The organism is Salmonella sp. A29-2 (assembly GCF_020150755.1).
Lineage (GTDB): Bacteria > Pseudomonadota > Gammaproteobacteria > Enterobacterales > Enterobacteriaceae > Salmonella > Salmonella enterica.
In genome coordinates, this window is the sequence record NZ_CP083731.1 from 4,217,684 (window position 1) to 4,237,473 (window position 19,790).

At 50.1% G+C, this 19,790-nt stretch carries 15 protein-coding genes and 1 pseudogene; 7 read left to right on the forward strand and 9 right to left on the reverse strand.

The genetic code is table 11. The features are described 5' to 3' along the window. Nucleotides 1-25: 25 nt before the first annotated feature. Together iolG2 and iolD are read right to left on the reverse strand one after the other, a co-directional pair. Entirely contained in the window at nucleotides 26-1,048 is a 1,023-nt protein-coding gene (gene iolG2, locus K8W53_RS20540; protein ID WP_000736098.1) for a D-chiro-inositol-2-dehydrogenase IolG2, read from the reverse strand. A 180-nt stretch (nucleotides 1,049-1,228) separates the two neighbouring features. Further along, nucleotides 1,229-3,169 carry a 3D-(3,5/4)-trihydroxycyclohexane-1,2-dione acylhydrolase (decyclizing) gene (gene iolD / locus K8W53_RS20545; protein ID WP_000849477.1) on the reverse strand — a complete coding sequence of 647 codons (1,941 nt, stop codon included), beginning with the start codon at nucleotides 3,167-3,169 and terminating at the stop codon, nucleotides 1,229-1,231. A 416-nt stretch (nucleotides 3,170-3,585) separates the two neighbouring features. Here iolD and K8W53_RS20550 point away from each other — a divergent pair, with 416 nt between their 5' ends. Continuing rightward, nucleotides 3,586-5,523, forward strand: a complete 1,938-nt coding sequence (locus K8W53_RS20550) for a bifunctional 5-dehydro-2-deoxygluconokinase/5-dehydro-2-deoxyphosphogluconate aldolase (protein WP_014343940.1) — start codon at nucleotides 3,586-3,588, stop codon at nucleotides 5,521-5,523. A gap of 60 nt (nucleotides 5,524-5,583) precedes the next feature. Continuing rightward, nucleotides 5,584-6,750 carry an MFS transporter gene (locus K8W53_RS20555; RefSeq protein WP_001111174.1) on the forward strand — a complete coding sequence of 389 codons (1,167 nt, stop codon included), beginning with the start codon at nucleotides 5,584-5,586 and terminating at the stop codon, nucleotides 6,748-6,750. Here the strand turns inward: K8W53_RS20555 and iolI1 are convergent. From iolI1 to reiD, 5 genes are all read right to left on the reverse strand, one after another. Beyond that, on the reverse strand, nucleotides 6,747-7,580 hold the full coding sequence (iolI1, locus tag K8W53_RS20560) for a 2-keto-myo-inositol isomerase IolI1 (protein WP_023224154.1): 834 nt from the start codon (nucleotides 7,578-7,580) through the stop codon (nucleotides 6,747-6,749). The two genes, K8W53_RS20555 and iolI1, sit on opposite strands and share 4 nt — an antisense overlap. Continuing rightward, complete coding sequence (gene srfJ, locus K8W53_RS20565) at nucleotides 7,581-8,924, reverse strand: lysosomal glucosyl ceramidase-like type III secretion effector SrfJ (protein ID WP_000678388.1); 1,344 nt, start codon at nucleotides 8,922-8,924, stop codon at nucleotides 7,581-7,583. Nucleotides 8,925-9,021: 97 nt separating this feature from the next. Continuing rightward, the gene (gene iolG1 / locus K8W53_RS20570; RefSeq protein ID WP_000172704.1) at nucleotides 9,022-10,032 is read right to left on the reverse strand and encodes an inositol 2-dehydrogenase IolG1; all 1,011 of its coding nucleotides are present in this window, start codon (nucleotides 10,030-10,032) and stop codon (nucleotides 9,022-9,024) included. A gap of 18 nt (nucleotides 10,033-10,050) precedes the next feature. Continuing rightward, complete coding sequence (gene iolE, locus K8W53_RS20575) at nucleotides 10,051-10,971, reverse strand: myo-inosose-2 dehydratase (RefSeq protein ID WP_012601329.1); 921 nt, start codon at nucleotides 10,969-10,971, stop codon at nucleotides 10,051-10,053. A 259-nt stretch (nucleotides 10,972-11,230) separates the two neighbouring features. Then, complete coding sequence (reiD, locus tag K8W53_RS20580; protein WP_000332219.1) at nucleotides 11,231-12,055, reverse strand: myo-inositol utilization transcriptional regulator ReiD; 825 nt, start codon at nucleotides 12,053-12,055, stop codon at nucleotides 11,231-11,233. Nucleotides 12,056-12,177: 122 nt separating this feature from the next. Here reiD and K8W53_RS20585 point away from each other — a divergent pair. From K8W53_RS20585 to iolB, 3 genes and pseudogenes are all read left to right on the forward strand, one after another. Further along, nucleotides 12,178-12,480 (forward strand): annotated as a pseudogene (locus tag K8W53_RS20585) (hypothetical protein). A 15-nt stretch (nucleotides 12,481-12,495) separates the two neighbouring features. Next, entirely contained in the window at nucleotides 12,496-14,001 is a 1,506-nt protein-coding gene (gene iolA, locus K8W53_RS20590) for a malonate-semialdehyde dehydrogenase IolA (protein ID WP_000450729.1), read from the forward strand. A gap of 24 nt (nucleotides 14,002-14,025) precedes the next feature. Further along, entirely contained in the window at nucleotides 14,026-14,835 is an 810-nt protein-coding gene (gene iolB / locus K8W53_RS20595; RefSeq protein WP_000002010.1) for a 5-deoxy-glucuronate isomerase, read from the forward strand. Between the two features lie 352 nt (nucleotides 14,836-15,187). On the opposite strand, the gene iolT2 is transcribed toward iolB, so the two are convergent. After that, the gene (gene iolT2 / locus K8W53_RS20600; RefSeq protein ID WP_000083108.1) at nucleotides 15,188-16,624 is read right to left on the reverse strand and encodes a myo-inositol import MFS transporter IolT2; all 1,437 of its coding nucleotides are present in this window, start codon (nucleotides 16,622-16,624) and stop codon (nucleotides 15,188-15,190) included. 36 nt (nucleotides 16,625-16,660) lie between these two features. Here iolT2 and K8W53_RS20605 point away from each other — a divergent pair, with 36 nt between their 5' ends. Next, the gene (locus K8W53_RS20605; RefSeq protein WP_023224155.1) at nucleotides 16,661-16,855 is read left to right on the forward strand and encodes a hypothetical protein; all 195 of its coding nucleotides are present in this window, start codon (nucleotides 16,661-16,663) and stop codon (nucleotides 16,853-16,855) included. 227 nt (nucleotides 16,856-17,082) lie between these two features. Then, nucleotides 17,083-18,516 (forward strand): myo-inositol import MFS transporter IolT1, encoded by a 1,434-nt coding sequence (iolT1, locus tag K8W53_RS20610; protein WP_000107709.1) that lies wholly within the window; start codon nucleotides 17,083-17,085, stop codon nucleotides 18,514-18,516. 50 nt (nucleotides 18,517-18,566) lie between these two features. Here the strand turns inward: iolT1 and iolR are convergent, their stop codons facing one another. Beyond that, nucleotides 18,567-19,400, reverse strand: a complete 834-nt coding sequence (gene iolR / locus K8W53_RS20615; RefSeq protein WP_000033840.1) for a myo-inositol utilization transcriptional regulator IolR — start codon at nucleotides 19,398-19,400, stop codon at nucleotides 18,567-18,569. Between the last annotated feature and the right edge of the window lie 390 nt (nucleotides 19,401-19,790).

Consider the following 19,790-nt stretch of genomic DNA (forward strand, 5'->3'; position numbering starts at 1 on the left):
GTTTATTCATTATTAACAGATGCAGTTAAAGATAAATATCGCTTGTTATTTTCACTGGCAGCCCGCTTTTTAATGATTGCTGCGCTGCAATAGCGATACGCTGGGCCAATAATGCGTCTTCGCCGGTACAGACAACCGGCGTATGATGCAGGACTGAATCAATAAAGTGTAATATTTCCGTTCGGTAAGCTTCGCGATAACGAACCGTGAAATCAGGAAGGGGATTTTTCATTATGCAGTGCTGGCTGTTGAAAACTTTCACCGTCGATTCACTAACGTTATCCGCATACGCCATCCCTTCTGAGCCAAAAACCTCCACCCGTTGGTCATAGCCATATACCGCCCGACGGCTGTTATCAATGAGCGCGTAGCCGCCGTTTCTGAAAGTCAGCATCACCGCAAGCGTATCAACATCATCAATATTTTTCAGGCTGGGATCAATCAGCGTATTGCCCTTAACATAGACTTCGCTGACTTCATCCTGCATCATAAAACGAGCCATATCAAAGTCATGCATGGTGAAGTCAAAAATCAGGCCGCCAATACGTTTGATCAGATCATGGGGTAGCAGGTCCGGATCGCGGGAGGTGATTTTTATCATCTGGGGCCGACCAATCTTGCCGCTGCGCACCAGCTCAAAGACCTCGTGAAACTGAGGATCAAAACGGCGATTAAAGGCAACCTGCAGCGTCACCCCCTTCTCTTTCACTTTTCTCAGCACCGCCATTGAGGCCTGCTCATCTTCATTCATGCTGAGCGGTTTTTCACAAAAAATGTGCTTCCCCGCCTGCGCTGCCGCCGTGACGATCTCTTCGTGCATATCCGTTGAGGTGAAAATAAAAACTGCCTCTATATCATCACGCTGTAAAAGTTCCTGATAATTTTTATACCCTGAAGTTATATTTACCGAATAAAGCCAATCGCTCATCTCCTCAATAAAATAATCGGCGGCGCAGATAATATCTAATTGAGGCAGTAAATACATATTCTCAACATGCATTTTACCTACCCGACCGAGGCCAATAACACCACATCGAAGCTTTTTCATTCGTACCTCTTAATCTCATGAATAGTAAATTTAAAACCGCAAAAGAAAAGCATCCGTAATTCTGCGAAAAACGGATCGTTTTATTTTGCCGTTCTGAAAAGCAAACAATGCGTTGACGCTGTATCGTTCAGGTTGCAGAACAATAACCACACTTCTGCAACCTGAGCGACGGCAAATTAATCAGTACTGCCGGGCCTGTCCGATATGTTCTTCAAGCATACGCGCTACCGCCTGGATACGTTCGCTACGGGATACCTGCGCCCCACCAACGCGCCACCAGCTCAGGTACTTATGCACCATCGTTTTGGGAAGCACTTTTATGTCTATCAGCGTGCTCACGGTCTGTTTACGAGCATCTTCCAACGCTTCATGCAGTTGTTCAATGGTGGTGACGCGATAGCTTTTACAGCCATATCCTTCAGCGATGCGAGCGAAATCGACCGGGATAAACCCGCCTTCCTGACGACCGCTCTCCTGCTGATGGAAACGAAACTCGGTGAAGTAACTGTCCATACCGTGTTCCATTTGCAGATTATTGATACAGCCGTTGGTCATGTTATCGAGCAAAATGACGGTAATCTTTTTCCCCATCTGGACGGAAGTGACCAACTCAGAGTGCAGCATCATGAACGAACCGTCGCCCACGAAGCTGTACACCTCGCGTTCCGGCTGCGCCAGCTTGGCCCCCAATGCGGCATTGACTTCGTAGCCCATACAGGAGTAGCCGTACTCGACGTGGTAATCATTCTCGCCGCGGCTTTGCCAGACACGCTGGAGGTCGCCCGGCAGGCTGCCCGCCGCCGCCACCACCAGCGCGTTTTCCGGCAACATCCGGTTAAGCACGCCCAACACGCGCGTCTGGGTCAGCCACGATCGCGTAATCTCATTAAACTCTTCAAACACCTTTTGAGTATCCATATGATCCTCAATTTCAGGTTTGAAGCCCTCTCCGCTATATTCCACAGCATAGACGCGCTCAACTTCCGCCATATATTGCGAGCGGACGCGGTGAATAGTCTCACCCCATTGCGAAGCATAATGCTCCTGGGCCAGCCGTTCGCTAAGCTGCGTCAGGGCGACGCGAGCGTCACCCTGCATCTGTACGCCATCCAGCTTGAAGACATCAAAGCGGCTAACGTTGATATTTAAGTAGCGCACGTCGGGATTCTGGAAGATCCACTTTGAGGAGGTGGTGAAATCGGTATAGCGCGTCCCCACACCGATAATCAGATCGGCTTCCTGCGCCAGCAGATTCGCCGCCAGTGAACCGGTTTCGCCAATCCCGCCGACGTTCAACGGGTGTGCAGAACTGAGCGCTCCCTTGCCAGCCTGGGTTTCAGCAATCGGCAGATGACAGCGTTCGGCAAATCTCAGCAGCGCCTCTTCAGCCTGCGAATACTTCACGCCCCCACCGCAAACGATCAGCGGCCGCTGGTGGCGGCGAATCAGCGCAACCGCCTCGTTCAGCATCGGCTCCGTCGGCGCGTGACGCTCAAGACGATAGACCCGGCGAGCGAAAAAATAATCCGGATAATCCCAGGCTTCACCCTGCACATCCTGTGGCAGGCAAAGCGTCACGGCCCCCGTATCCGCCGGATCGGTTAACACCCGCATCGCGCTGATACAGGCGCTCATTAGCTGTTCCGGACGCGTAATGCGATCCCAGTAGCGGCTAACTGCACGGAAAGCGTCATTGGTGCTCAGCGTCAGATCGTGTTCTTGTTCAACCTGTTGCAAAACCGGGTCGGGTTGACGCGATGCGTACACATCGCCCGGCAGCAAAAGCAGTGGAATACGGTTAGCCGTCGCGGTCGCCGCTGCGGTGATCATATTGGCGGCCCCTGGCCCCACTGAGGAGGTGCAGGCATAAATCTGATGGCGACGCATCTGGCGGGCAAATCCCGTCGCGATATGCGCCATTCCCTGTTCGTTACGCCCTTGATGAACGCTAAGTTGGCCACAGTCCTCTTCCAGCGCTTGCCCCAATCCGACGACGTTCCCGTGGCCAAAAATGGCGAAAATCCCTTTTACAAATTTGATTTCGCTGCCGTCTACGTCGATGTACTGATTATCAAGAAAGCGCACCAAAGCCTGCGCCATGGTCAACCTGATTGTTTTCATGTACCCCACCTGCTTTTATCAACCGTTCGGCTGTCGTTGCCTGCTTATGCATCGCTTCAGCCCCAAAAACACAGAGACTTATCATAGGATCAAAATTTCCGTCCTCACAATTATATGGAATTTATATTTCATTTATGGGAAGGAGATCAAAAAACGGTTAAAAAATTTCGACATTTAGACGTATTTTCCATGAAAATGAAATTTATCTTCCATGTGCTTTTAAAAGCAATAACACATTAATAATCAATCAATTAAAACAAAAAACACAACAAAAAATGATTATATCCGTTGCCCGGAAATGCCATTTCTGTGATCTTGTTCAAACAATAAATGAAAACATTATTTCCATTTTTATTGAAAATGAAATCACCAAACCTTAGTATGGGCAAAAATAACACCGTCTTCTGTTAGGGGATATGTCAATGAATAAAGCAGTCAGTAGTGAGCAAAAGCCGCTGGACGTTATCTGTCTGGGACGAGTCGCCGTTGATTTGTATGGTCAACAAATCGGGTCGCGGCTGGAGGATATGACGACTTTCGCTAAATATTTAGGGGGATCGTCAGGCAATGTTGCCTACGGCACGGCCATTCAGGGATTACGTTCCGCTATGCTGGCCCGCGTCGGCGATGAGCATATGGGACGTTTCGTTCGTGAAGAATTAAACCGCGTTGGTGTGGATACGCAGTGCCTGCTGTCGGATCGCGATCGTCTGACCGCGCTGGTGATCCTCGGCATTAAAGATCAGGACACCTTTCCTCTGATCTTCTACCGCGATAACTGCGCGGACATGGCGCTAACACCTGAGGATATCCGCGAAGATTACATCGCTTCTTCACGCGCATTAGCCGTCACCGGTACCCATCTTTCTCACCCCAATACGCGCGCCGCCGTTCTTAAAGCGCTGGAGTATGCGCAAAAACACGGGCTGCGGCGGGCACTGGATATCGACTACCGCCCCGTACTGTGGGGCCTGACGTCGCTAGGAGACGGTGAAACGCGTTTCATCGCCTCATCACAGGTTACCGAACAGCTCCAGCAGGTATTGCGCCATTTCGATCTGATCGTTGGGACCGAAGAAGAATTCCATATCGCCGGCGGCAGTACCGACACGCTGACCGCCCTGCGGCGCGTCCGTCAGTTGACCCAGGCCGTACTGGTGTGCAAACGCGGCGCGCTGGGCTGCTCAGTCTTTGAAGGCAACATCGCCGATGACTGGTCGCAGGTGAAGATACATAGCGGCGTTCGCGTAGACGTTCTGAACGTTCTGGGCGCGGGCGATGCCTTTATGTCAGGACTGCTGCGGGGATACCTGAACGATGAAAGCTGGGAGCAAGCCTGCCGTTATGCAAACGCCTGCGGCGCGTTAGTGGTATCGCGCCACGGTTGTGCCCCCGCCATGCCAACCAAAAAAGAGCTGGACGACTACCTCGCGCGTGAACAATCCATCACCCGGCCAGACAAAGACCCGCGGCTGAATCACCTTCATCGGGTCACAACCCGTAAACAGCACTGGCCGGAGCTGTGCGTATTCGCCTTTGACCATCGCAAGCAACTGGTGGATATCGCAAATGAAGTCGGCGCCAGTGAATCCGCGATCCCCCCCCTGAAGATGCTACTGCTGGAAGGGGCACGTCAGGCGGCGCTTGAGGCCGGTTTACAGAATAATAGCGGCATCCTTGCCGATACCACCTTTGGTCAGCAGGCGCTTAACGACGTGACCGGCCAGGGATGGTGGATTGGCCGACCGGTTGAGATGCCCGGTTCGTATCCGCTGAAGCTGGAACATGGCGATATTGGCTCTCAGCTTGTCAGCTGGCCGCAAGAGCACGTCGTGAAATGTCTGGTCTTCTATCATCCACTCGATGCAGAGTCGGTACGTCTTGAACAAGAGGCGCTCATTGACGAGGTTTACCGCGCCTGCTGCCAGTCTGGTCACGATCTGCTGCTGGAAGTCATCTTGCCGCGCGATGCGGCAGACCAAAATGAGCAATACTATCCTCAGATTGTGGAACGTTTTTATCAACTGGGGATCCTGCCGGACTGGTGGAAACTGCCGCCGTTAAGCCCAGATCGTTGGCGAGAAATCAGCCAGCATATTGAGCATTATGACCCTGAATGTCGCGGTATATTGATACTTGGCCTGGACGCACCGGAAAGCGAGTTGAAGTCAGGATTCGCCGCAGCAGCGGATATGCCCTGGGTGAAAGGTTTCGCCGTCGGCCGGACCATCTTTGGCGAACCGTCACGCCAGTGGTTAGGCGGCCAGCTTAACGATGAACAGCTCATCGCAACGGTGAAACAAAAATACCGCATGCTTATCGACTACTGGCGCGAATACCGCCCGGCACGTTAATGCCTGCCTCATCACGCCCCGTGTCTGCATCGGACAAGGGGCGTGTTCAAGGACGATTCCATGCCAGCTCTCACACAACATTCCACATCGATCACGCTGTTTCGTATCAGCGCCGCGATGTTTCTCAACTATCTGACTATTGGCATCCCGTTAGTCATGCTGCCGCTGTACGTTCAGCAGCAGTTGCATCTGAGCGATCTGTTGATCGGTATCGCGGTAGGCAGCCAATTTATCGCCACCTTGCTTACCCGGGGCGCCGCGGGTCGAAAAGCCGACACGTCAGGCGGACGTCGGACGGTTATCACCGGTCAGTTCTACTGCGCCGCATCAGGTCTGCTGATGCTGGTCAGTCTAATCGCTCACCCGGTTCCGCTGCTCGCATGGGCCATACTGATTGTTGGTCGTGTGCTGCTGGGCATCGGTGAAAGTTTCATTTTGACCGGTAATTTAACCTGGGGGATGTGGCTGGCGGGCTCGACCCACGCGGGTCAGGTTATTTCCTGGAACGGCATGGCGACCTACGGTGCGCTGGCTATCGGCGCGCCGCTGGGGCTGTCGCTTTACGCCAGGGCCGGCCTGGCGCTTCCGGCGCTCCTCGTCGTGCTGTTGCCGATCATCGCCAGTGGAGTCATCTATGGCATTCCGGGGAATATCCCAACAGCCCGTCCCCGCGTGCCAGTACTACGGGTAGTCGGCCTGGTGTGGCGGCCCGGAACAGGGCTTGTGCTCCAGGGCATTGGTTTTGCCACCCTAAGCGCGTTTACCGCCCTCTGGTTCAACGAGCGTCACTGGGATAACACCGGTTTTGCGATGACGCTGTTTGGCATTGCGTTTATCGCTGTCCGCTTTTTCTGCGCCAAATTTCCCGACCGTTACGGCGGCGCCACGGTCGCAACCTTTTCACTACTGGTAGAGGGGACCGGACTGGCGGTAATGTGGGCCGCTCCGTCAGCAGGCGCTGCGCTGATTGGCGCGGCGATTACCGGCTGCGGCTGTTCGCTGATGTTCCCATCGCTGGGCGTAGAGGTTGTGCGCAGAGTGCCACCGGAGATTCGTGGTACGGCCCTCGGCGTCTGGTCAGCGTTTCAGGATCTGGCCTACGGATTTACCGGACCAATAGCGGGCCTGCTGACGCCGTTTATCGGCTATCAGCAGGTCTTTCTTCTGGCCGCGGCCTGCGCGCTGCTGGGCGCGGCGGTTGTCCATCTCCTGCTGCGGCAACATTAAGCTGTTAAGAAGGGGCGAGTCTTTTCCGCCCCTATCGCAAAGACTTCGCTGGCCGCCATCTGCCAGTAGCCAGGGTTAAACAGTTCCAGCGAACAGATCCCCTCATAGCCCTTCTGCACTAGCTCATGCGTGATCTCATGCAGTGGGATCACGCCGTTGCCAGGAAACAGACGATGGCAATGCTCCAGCGTTGCCAGCGGCAGATTATCGGCGTCATCAATATGGTAAACGAAGATCTTTTCCACAGGGATCTGGCGAAGCGTGGTCAGATCCCGCCATTGATCGTGCAGGTAAAGGTTAAAGGCATCGACGACCAGCCCGACATTACTGCGATCGACCGCATCTACGATCTCCATCGCCATGGCAAGACTGCGCACACAGCATCCTGCGGAACCGATCGGCTCAAAGGCCAGCCGCATCTGGCTTTCTTCCGCCACTGCCGCCATCTCGCGCAGACGCTTCACTGAATCTTTCACCGTTTCCCCTGGCGGAAAATTTCCCCCCTGACGAATGGTGGGCACCACGACCAGACAATCCCCCCCCACCACTGAGCCAGCATGGCAGGCGAAAGCCAACTGCCGCCGTTTCTCCGCCCAGCTTTCGCTATCACAAAACGTAATGTCTTCCAGCGAATTGTAGCCCCAGGGCTTAAGGTGGCCGACGGCAAAAATGTCTGCCAGCTCGCTTAACGTATGTTTCTGCAACCACTCCTGCAACATATCCAGACGGATTTCGATGTAGTCATAGCCAAAACGTTCCGCCAACACAACATCCTGTGCCAGCATGGAGTTTCGCATACAGGTCGCTTCATTAAATCCCAGCTTCATCATTCAGATCGACTCCTGCCGCCATAGCAACGTACTGGCGCCTGACGGCGGCAGCGTTAACGCGATCTCTTTATCGCCATCCAGCACCCGGCAACGCCTTTCCTGTACATCGCGGTTATACACCACCAGCACACGCTCGCCGTCAGGATTCACAAATCCCACCTCTTCCAGAAGATTATCGTAACTTGAAGAAAGCATGACCCTCGCCCCCGGACGCACATAGCGGCAGAAGTGGCCAATACCATACCAGGAGTGGTTACGCCGCAGCACGTCGTTTTGCGCATCGTATTGAATGGGCGCTTCACACAGATTACCCTGATGATTCGGCCCGCCCTCACTGTTCAGCAGCAGATTCCAGTCGATAAACCCGCTACAACCCGATTTGAAATTACCAATCATGTCATGGAGATAGGTATGCCAGTGGCGAATCTGGCTACCGGCATCGCTCTCCATTGGCACACAGCCTTCGGAAAACAGGAGTTTTTTATCCGGCAGGCACTGGGCCAGATACTGTATTTGCGAAAAATGGTCGCCGGTATACCAGTGGAATGCCAGCCCGTTAATTCCCTTATAATTAGCTTCGTCAGCAAAGGCGAGTTCAGCCCAGTCTACCAGGCCATCTTTATCGTGATCCCAGATATAGATCTCCATCTCATCCATACCCTGCCGGGCGAGTCGCGGACGCAGATACTGCACGGCAAAGGCTGTCTCCTCTTCCACGCTATACAGACAGGAGTCCCAGGTTTTTACCGCCACCGGCTCATTCTGCACGGAGAGCGCCTGCACATTAATGCCGTGGCGGCGGTATTCCAGCAGGTAGTTGATAATGATATCGGCCCAGTCGGCGTAGCATTCGCGCCGCAGCTTGCCGCCACCGTTCATATCGTTATTAGTTTTCATAAACGCCGGCGGACTCCACGGCGAAGCCATCAGCTTCATGTGTGGATTTAACCGCAACGCCCCGGAAATCAGCGGTATTAAATGCGCTTCATCGCGGGAAAAGGAGAGCCGTCCCTGCTGCAGGTCAGCGCTGGAATCGACATACGCGTAATTGCCCAGGGAAAAATCACAGCTCTGAATTGGCATCCGCGCCAGAGTGTAATTATGTTCCTGAGCAGAAAAATAAAGGGAAAGAAATTGCGCCTTCGTCTTTTCGCTCATGCTGTTGAATACCACGCCCGCACCTTCGGTAAAGCTGCCGCCGAATCCGTCAATCTGCTGTAACGTGTGGCGCGGTAAGACGCTGATTAATTCACTGCAATCACGCTGACGATGCGAAAAAGAGACCGCACGCTCAACAAGGAATTGCTGACGATACGGATCGGAAGAGATGAGTCTGCCTTTCATAGGGAAGTTCCGGATAAAAGAAGATAATAAATTGTGATATGCCGGACAGGACGCTTAAGCATCGCTATCCGGCAGAAGGTTTTAATACGCGGAAGGTTTATTTGTAGAAATCAGGTTTTGAGGGTAATTCAACAATCTCGGTATTCCCTGTTTCCTGAGACTTCACGCAGGCATCAGCGGTAACCGCAGCCAGATAACCATCCCATGACGTTGGGCCTGCCGGCGGCAATCCTGCGTTCAGACGATCGAAGAAATCCTGGAACTCAATGTCGTAGGCATCAATAAAGCGCTGTTTCCAGTCAACCAGGATGTCGGTGCTATACTTCGCCGCTTTCCGTACCGCGGCGCTGGCGACGGTTGGCAGCTCCGCCATTCCTTTCTCGCCGGTAACATCGCAGTGAATGTCGTAGCCATACTGGCAGTTCACAAACACTTCAACCACAATATTGATGCCGGAGGTGGTTTCCATTACAACCAGCTGCGGATCACGCAGAGTGGTCACCAGGCTGGACTGACGCGGGAAGTAAACCTTAACGGTTTTATAATCTTCGTTAAGCAGCCAGTGCATAACGTCAATTTCATGAATCAATGTTTCATAAATAGCCTGTGGCGTTTTGTATTCTGGCACCGTGCTGGCATTGTAATGACGTCCATGAACCATTAATGGCTGACCGATTTCGCCGCTGTCGATAATATTTTTCAGCTGAACGTAACCTTTGTCGTAGCGGCGCATAAAACCAATCTGCACCATGCGCTTACCATTTTTCTGCTCTGCTTCAATCACACGCTGACAATCCGCAGCCGTCACCGCTAACGGTTTTTCGCAGAAAACATATTTGTTAGCATTTAGCGCGGCAACGGCCACATCGGCATGCGCCTCATTTGATGCGGTAATGATGACCACTTCAACGTCTTTATCATTAATCAGATCGTGATAGTCATTATAATCTTTGGCTTCGATCGCATACTTATCCAGCGCCGCCTGCGCCCTACCCGCGACGATATCACATACGGCAACAACCTCTACACCCGACACGGTGTTGGCCAGACGTCTTAAGTGATCGGAGCCGATCATGCCGATACCTACAATACCTGCTTTTAAAGTCATTTTCTGTTTCCTTTTCAATTAAAGATAATTTTTCAGTAACTCATCAATATGCTTTTTACCTTTTTGCGCATATTCCAATGGGTTATATTTCTTAGGATCCTGCTCGGCCTCAACAACAATCCAGCCAGAATATTGATGCCCGACCAGATAAGCTAATACGGATTTAAAATCAATATTTCCATCGCCGGGGACGGTAAACACACCATCAAGGAAAGAATTGAGGAAGGATTTCTTCGCGAGGCGACATGCTTTAAGTTTTTCATTACGCACATCTTTAAAATGAACGTGTTTAATACGATCAAAATGTTTACTCAGTAGCGGCATGACATCGCCGTCAGAAACATATATATGCCCGGTATCAAACAGCAGATGTACAAATTGCGGATCGGTATTCTCCATGAGTCGATCCACTTCTGGCAGAGTCTGCACACCGGTGCCCATATGATGATGGAAAGCGAGCTTCAGCCCGTGCGCATTGGCAATCTTCCCAAGCGCATTAAGTCCTTCGCATAAAAGCTGCCATTCGCTGTCGCTGAAGTTAGGCTTCTCTGTATAAACGCACTTATCGATAATACCTTGAATACTATAAGTTTGTTCAGAAACAACGGCGACATATGCATGTATTGCCTGCAAATAAGCACAATGCTGTTCAAAAGCATTCATCGCAGATGCAATACCATCGCGAATAATAAAGGAAGAAAACCACTGGCCTGGTATTTCCAGTCCGCGAAGCATTAACTCTTTATTTAACTCAGCAGGATCCTGCGGATAACAACCGCCAACTTCTGTCCCGGAAAAACCGGTAAGCGCGGCATCACTAAGTATTTGTTTATATGTATTTTCTTTACCAATCTCAGGAATATCATCATTGCGCCAACCGATAGGCGCAATCCCCAACTTAATGCTCTTTTTTACATTGTACATGTTGCTGGCTCCCACTTAATGAAACGCTTTTACTGCATACCGCGATGCAAATTAACCTTTGATGGACAACATATTACTTTTTGTAGCCTGAAAAACTTTATCTATCCTGGTTGAAGAAGTGGGATAAATGCGTCAGGTATCACAAAAAAATCATCACTCTTTAATGATATTGCCAGACTTTTCGCGCTATAGATAAACGCATAAAATATACCGACAAATAAAAAATGGCCGCAGTATTGCGACCATTCTCATGACGATTAAATTTTAGCAAGCATTAATATTCAAATAATAAATAATTAGCTTTACGATAGTCCTTGCGATATTGACCGGGCGTTTTCCCTACTTTATTTTTGAAGTAATTCTGAAAATGACTAAGGTTGCTAAAGCCAACACGATAAGCAATAGAGGTGATCTTTTCGCGCCCGCCTTCATCCGTGGTTAGTAACGATTGCGCCTCCCCCAGCCTACGTTTTATCAGGTAATCCATCGGTGAATAACCATAGCGGCGTTTAAATTCATGGGAAACATAATAAGGACTGACATTAAATTTCGTCGCCAGCGTATCCAGCCGAATTGGCTCATAGAAATTGCGATCAATATAGGATTTTATTGAATCAAGTAAATTTTCATGGCGCTGTATGGCATCGTTACCTGTGCGTAATAAGACATTTCCCTCAATGTATTTGAGTACTACCTGGGTCAATAGCTGCGCCATTGCTGGCCCTTCTACCGCATGCTGATTAATAACGGTAAACACGGAGCTCATCAGTTTTTCCACCGTCGCATAATGGTGATACAGTGGAATAACCGGCACAATATCATCCGGTATTAGCGCATTCTCACGTAGACCCGGACACGAAATATTGTTAATCCCACAACAAATAGTGCCAATTGGTCGCCCGCTTTCCAGATACTCATCATGCACCACCTGGCTGTTATAAATGACCAGGTCGCCTTTACGAACCGGGTAGATGCGATCGCCAATGAAATACTCCCCGTCTCCTTCGGTGATAAGAATCAGTTCAACGGTCTGTGGGTGCATATGCATGAACCGGACAAACGGACCATTGCTCTCACTGACCTGACTCACATACGCCAACTGGGGCTGAGCCTTATTCTCTCGTTCTGAAGGACAGAAGCACAAGCGCATGATTTACCCTCCAATATCCGAAACTGTGGTGCCGAAACACCCCTGAAATTTGAATTTTTATACCACACCAAATGAAACAAAAATGCTATATAGATCATAATTTTTTCCAAATCTTTCCTCGTCACAACAGACAACTATTGATACCACAACAAATAAAAACAATAAAAATCAATAAGTTAATTAGAATTTTGGTTTCTTACTGCACATAACCTCGTATAAAAATCAGTCGTCAAATTTTCAAAATAAAATTTCATAAAAATAAATTTGAAATTTTTAATCCTAAAATTTACATTGAATACGGTATGCGTTTTAGGCTGAAGATAACCAGGCTTTCCTGTGACCGCTCAGTCAGAACGTCGTCAACATCGGTTTAAGAGGATAAAAAAGAGATGGAAACAGTCGGCAATTTTATTCATGGTAAAACGACACTGAGCAGCAGCGGCGAGACGCTACCGGTGACTAATCCGGCCACCGGTAAAGTAATTCGTCAGGTCACCCAGAGCACCCGAGAGGAGATGCTGGCGGCAATTCAAAGCGCACATGAGGCTTTTCCGGCATGGAGTAAAATGACTCCGCTACGCCGGGCACGTATCCTTTTTGAATTCAAAGTATTACTGGAAAAGCATCGGGACGAACTGGCGGCGCTGATCGTCAGCGAGCATGGCAAGGTCTGGTCAGATGCGCTTGGCGAACTGACGCGCGGCATAGAGGTTGTCGAATTTGCCTGCGGGATCCCGCACCTCAGCAAAGGAGAGTACTCCTTTAACGTCGGCTCAGGCGTTGACAGCTTTTCATTAATGCAGCCGCTTGGGGTTGTGGCAGGCATCACACCGTTTAACTTCCCGGCAATGGTGCCTATGTGGATGTTCCCGGTTGCTCTGGCTTGCGGCAATACCTTCGTCCTGAAGCCGCCCGCACTGGTGCCGTCCGCATCGTTACGTATGGCGCAGCTTCTGCAGGAGGCTGGCCTGCCGGACGGCGTGTTTAACGTTGTTCACTGTGGCAATGAGGCGGCTAGCCTGTTGACCAGCGACCCTCGCGTACAGGCCGTCAGCTTTGTCGGTTCCTCCGCCGTCGCGGAACATATCTATACCACCGCCAGCGCCCATGGCAAACGCGTACAGGCCTTCGGGGCCGCCAAAAATCACGCAATCGTCATGCCGGATGCAGATCTGGACGCCACCGTCAACGCCATTATGGGCGGAGCATTTGGTTCCGCGGGCGAACGCTGTATGGCGCTGCCGGTAGTGGTCGCGGTGGGAGATGAAACGGCGGACCGTCTGATCGAACGCCTGAAACCACTGATTGCGGCGCTACGTATCGGCCCGGGAGAGCTGCGCGGCAAAGATGAAAATGAAATGGGCCCGGTTGTTTCACGTGCTCATCAACAGAAAGTGTTGGGTTACATCGACAAAGGAGTTAGCGAGGGAGCAACTCTGGTCATGGATGGCCGCAACTATAGCGTGGCGGGATATCCTGAAGGCTTTTATGTCGGCGGCACTCTGTTTGATAACGTCACGCCTGAGATGACCATCTGGCGTGAAGAAATTTTTGGCCCGGTTCTCGGAATTGTGCGCGTCCCGGATTATGCCACCGCCATTAGCACGGTAAACTCCCATGAATTCGGCAACGGCAGCGTGATTTTCACCACCAACGGTCATTATGCGCGCGAATTCGCCCAGTCGGTTGAAGCCGGGATGGTCGGTATTAATATTCCAGTTCCGGTTCCGATGGCATTTCACTCTTTTGGCGGCTGGAAGCGCTCGGTGTTTGGCGCCCTGAACGTCCATGGGCCGGATGGCGTGCGCTTCTATACCCGGATGAAAACCGTTACCTCGCGTTGGCCGAACGGACAGCAGATCGTATCGGAGTTCAGTATGCCGACTCTCGGTTAATACGCTTTCAGGAAGGAGAAGATTATGGCCAACTTGCTGAGTACCTGTACCTCTGAGTCGGGAAATATCCAACACATTTCCCCTCAAAATGCAGGCTGGGAGTATGTCGGTTTTGATGTCTGGCAGTTGAAGGCTGGAGAGTCGATAACCCTGCCGTCCGATGAGCGTGAACGCTGTCTGGTGCTGGTTGCCGGGCTGGCCAGCGTTAAGGCCGCCGACAGTTTTTTCTATCGGATTGGTCAGCGCATGAGTCCGTTTGAACGCATTCCGGCTTATTCGGTTTACCTCCCCCATCATACGGAGGCGAAAGTGACAGCCGAAACCGACCTTGAGCTGGCCGTATGCAGCGCGCCGGGATTCGGAGAGCTTCCGGTACGTCTGATCTCGCCACAAGAGGTCGGGGTAGAGCATCGGGGAAAAGGGCGCAATCAGCGCCTGGTGCATAACATCCTTCCTGATAGCCAGCTCGCCGACAGCCTGCTAGTCGTTGAAGTGTACACTAATGAAGGCGATACCAGCTCCTGGCCCGCGCACAAGCACGATACGGCAGTTGAAGGTCAGGAGACCTATCTGGAAGAGACGTACTATCACCGTTTCAATCCACCTCAGGGATTCTGCTTACAGCGCGTCTACACCGACGATCGCAGCCTGGATGAATGTATGGCGGTCTATAACCGGGATGTAGTGAAAGTACCTAAGGGCTACCACCCGGTTGCCACCATCGCGGGTTACGATAACTACTATCTGAACGTGATGGCCGGCCCGCTACGAAAATGGCGTTTCACCTGGGAAGAGAACCACGCGTGGATTAACTCACCAGACTACCCGCGATAACACTTCGTTGAGTGGTACTTTGCCAGCCGTCCTCTGCGGCTGGCTTTTTTATTCAACTCTGCGCCACACACGCTCATAAGATCGCTATCCGCCTTCTCTTAAATTATTTCCCTGTTTTGTATATAGCGTATTTACGGCACGGCCCCCACCAGGAATACGCAATAAAATGATGATGCAGAAGAAGACTTACCCTATTTGCCGATATTATTATAGATCAATTAGTTACGTAGAGGTGGTAAACACTGGGGAGGTTTCAACAGGGTATATCCTGTGCGCACTCGCTGGAGGGAGTAAAGGTTGTGTAACCAGCGGAGAATATCTCTGGATATTCTCCGCTAATATTGGAGAGGTATCAGGCTATTACATCGCGACGTTTCCCCTGAATTTCACGCAGCTTGTTCTCGGCCAGCCGTTCAATTTCTGTTAGCGGCACCCCTTTTGTTTCCGGCACATAACGAGAAATAAAGACATAGCAGACCAAATTAAAGACGACAAAAATCCACATCGAGAAAGCGCCGCCGAAGGTCTCCTGCAGCCAGGCGTTATCATTTATGACCGGGAACAACAGTGAGATGAGGAAGTTGGCTATCCACATCAGGCTCACCGCCAGCCCCATCCCAAAACCTTTTATCTTTTCAGGGAAAACCTCAGAAATCAGTACCCATGCGCCAACGCTCCAGCTGACGGCAAACAGCAGCATAAAAAACAGGATGCCAAAGATGGTAATGTAGCCTGTATCGTGGGTGTACAAACCGTATGACGCGATCAACAGGCCGACAATTGAGCCGATGGTACCAATTTTCATAATCGGTATACGGCCATAGCGGTCGAACAGGATCATGCCGATAAAACTGCCCACCACATTACATACCGCGATAAAAATGGTCTGGAACATAACCACTTCGGTACTGCTGTTCTGCAACACCAGCGGCGCATAATAGTTCATTACGTTAACGCCTGTGAACTGTTGCAAAACGGCGATACAGCATCCAACCAACAGAATATAGCGGAGCACCGGCGAGCTTTTCAGGTTGGTGCGTTCTCCCCCGGCGACGTTGTCCTGTGGACGTACGGTTTCTTTCATGCTGTCAAAAATAGCGGCCACATCTGTGGCCGTTAATCCACTGTAGATCCGGGTAAGCACCTTTATCGAACGGGCTTCGCTGCGGTTGTTACGGGCGCACCATGCCGGTGATTCGGGTAGGAAAAGCGTAATCGCTAACATCGCAATGGAGGGTACCACTTGGGCAAAAAGCATAGTCTTCCAGCCCTGGGAAACCAGCACATCAGCAGGCATTCCTTTTGCTATCAGATAGTTGACTATAAACACGATAACCTGGCCAGATACCACGGAGATATTGTAAATGCCCAGCGCTTTGCCGCGAATTTCAGCAGGCGCCAGTTCAGACATATACATGGTGGATGCCGTTCCGGCCATCCCAACCGCAAAACCACACACAATGCGGGAAAGGGAGAAGATCATGAACGATTCACTCATCGCCGCCCCTAAGGAAGAAGCGATAAAAATGATCGCAATGATCAGAAGCGCAGGTTTACGCCCCAGTTTATCGGCAATTTTTCCACCGACCAGCGCGCCGATGATACAACCAATCACGATACTGGAAACGGCCCATCCGGTCTCGGTTGGCGTCAGTTGGTAATACTGCTGTAAAGGCAATACCACCCCGGTAATCACCGCCGTTGAATAACCAAACATCAATCCAGCCAGCGCCGCAATACAACACAGGACGTACACATAGGCCGAATTGTACTTACTTCTCTGAGACATAATCCCTCCCTTGCCTGTTGAGGAAACAACACACCAATGAAATTTTTCATTTTATTTTTGCATTCATTAGAAGAAAAATTCCATGCAAAAGATCACGAAATGGAGATGTTCCAGGAAAGAACAAAAAGTAAGGCCCCTGACAAATTGAACTCAGGCACTGTCACGAAAGCAATAAAATCAAGTAAATTCACCAAGATAGAGGGTAGCACTGCGCAAAACGCAGCATCTTAACGATAAAAAACGCCAGGATTATGAAATTCGAAATGTGATACCCATAACAAAACATAAGTTTCATTATTGATCGTTTTGAAATTAAAACATAGGTTGTGAAACGAGAGTTCTCAATAGCTATAAGATCGTCGGCAGAGCTACGGCAATGACCGACATAAGATGAATTTGTCTATTTGTTCACTAAATTCAAACAGATAGATGAAGTTTATTCTGGAGATAATCTACCTATGTCCACATCAGATAGTTGTTATAATACGGGTTACATATTACGCATCTGCGCGATTGCCGCACTGGGCGGAATATTATTTGGCTACGATACTGCTGTTATTTCAGGTGCGATTGGTTCACTGACCAGCTACTTTCATCTATCTCCTGCTGAGACCGGCTGGGCGGTTTCCTGCGTTGTGGTGGGGTGCGTTATTGGTTCGTTTAGCGCCGGATATTTATCTAAACGTTTTGGACGCAAGAAATCATTGATGGTTTCAGCGCTGTTATTCACTATTTCCGCAGTGGGCACCTCCCTCTCCTACACGTTCACCCATTTTGTGATTTATCGCATTATCGGTGGACTGGCAGTCGGCCTGGCGGCAACAGTATCACCGATGTATATGTCTGAAGTCTCACCGAAAAACATGCGCGGCAGAGCATTAAGTATGCAGCAGTTCGCTATCGTTTTCGGTCAGATTCTGATCTTCTACGTTAACTACAAAATAGCATCGATTGCAGCGGATACCTGGCTCATTGAACTTGGCTGGCGCTATATGTTTGCTGCGGGCATTATTCCCTGCATTTTGTTCTGTATTTTAGTCTTTTTAATCCCGGAATCTCCCCGCTGGATGATGATGATTGGTCGCGAGGAGGAGACGCTAAAAATACTGACCAAAATATCCAACGAAGAACATGCCAGACATCTTCTTGCCGATATAAAAACCTCACTGCAAAATGACCAACTAAACGCCCATCAAAAACTCAATTACCGCGACGGGAACGTGCGTTTCATCCTGATCCTGGGCTGCATGATCGCTATGCTGCAACAGGTAACAGGGGTTAACGTCATGATGTATTACGCGCCAATCGTCCTTAAGGATGTGACCGGTAGCGCCCAGGAGGCCCTGTTCCAGACAATCTGGATCGGCGTGATTCAGCTTATCGGTTCCATTATTGGCGCAATGATCATGGATAAGATGGGGCGTTTGTCGCTGATGCGTAAAGGCACTATCGGCAGCATCATCGGCTTGTTGCTCACTTCATGGGCGCTGTACAGCCAGGCAACCGGTTATTTCGCGCTATTTGGTATGCTGTTCTTTATGATTTTCTACGCGCTTTCCTGGGGCGTGGGCGCATGGGTGCTTATTTCTGAAATATTCCCTAACCGGATGAGGTCGCAGGGAATGAGTATTTCGGTCGGATTTATGTGGATGGCAAACTTTTTAGTTTCGCAATTCTTCCCGATGATTAATGAAAACCCGTATTTACTTTCGCATTTCCACGGCGCATTTCCAATGTGGATATTTGCCATCTGCTGCATCTTCAGTTACTTCTTTATCTGCCGTTACCTGCCGGAAACAAAAGGCATTTCGCTGGAGAAAATGGAGAGCGTAGTGTTAGCAAAACGCAGAAAAAAACTGCAGCCAATTCAAACCGAACGTTATTCTGATTAAGTTTCACCACAATGCCGATGATCGCTAAATACGATCATCGGCTTGTTTTTTTACTCCGTCGCCAGCGCCAGTGAAACCGCTAACGTTTGCGCCAGACACATGGACGCGACCTGAGAACGGAAACCATCGACCTGCGCTTCACGTACCACAAAACAGACTTCACTGAACGCTGCCAGCGGGCTGACCTGGCTATCGGTTATCGCAATATGGTGCGCACCGCGTTTCGCGCCAAGCTCGACTAATTCCACCACTTCCTGCGCGTAAGGCGAGTAGCTGATGGCAATAACGACATCGTCGGGGCTGACCATACTTAGCTGTTCAGAGAACATTCCGCCAATACCGTCAATTAAAAATGCCCGTCTCTCCAGATGACGCAATGCGTAGGTTAAATAACTGGCCACGCTAAACGAACGACGTAATCCAATCACATAAATATTGTCGGCTTTCGCTAACAGATTGACCGCCGCATCCAACTGCTCATTTTTAATCTGCACCGGTAATTGTTGTAATACCTGTGCATTCACCATTGAAAATAGCTTCAGAATTTCACCCGGCTTTTCCGGGGTAGGTTCCCCTTCATCCGCATTTTTCTGTCTGAACAGACGCGCCCGCTCGGTATAGCTTACTGTTTCCTCCATCAGGTGCTGGCGAAATACCTGTTTCATTTCATTAAATCCGCTAAAACCAAACGCATTAGCAAAACGAATCAGTGTCGAAGGGGGAACATCGGCATGTTGCGCGATGGAAGCGACCGTGTCAAAAGCAACGCTATTACTGTTATCCAGAATATACTGAGCAACTTGTTTAAGACGTTTGCTAAGGCTGTCATAGCGACTGCGGATATCATCCTGCAGTAAGGAAAGTTGAGTTTGATGTTTAGACATGCATGATACTCTAATAGAACGAAAATTTCGTAAATAACAATATTAGCACAAATGAACTGAACATACAGTTAACAACATTCAAATTGCGCTGTGGTTACCTTCAGTACAGAATTTGCTGGCGGGCTGGGTTCTGAGCAATCTGAATCTGACCGCATAAATGCGACAGGATCAGCATTGTTATGACTGGACGATGCCCGCAGCCAGGCGGCATCGCAAACGTTGAAAGGCAGAAGATGACGTTTATAAATCACGAAACCTTCATCTGTTATTGCGAACTGGCTCTTTTCGTCCCGCATACGGCAACCGGCGGAACACTCTTAGTGTATTACACTGATTACTTTAAGGATATGCGTCTACTCTTTTTCAATACTGAGCGGCAAATGATTTTTC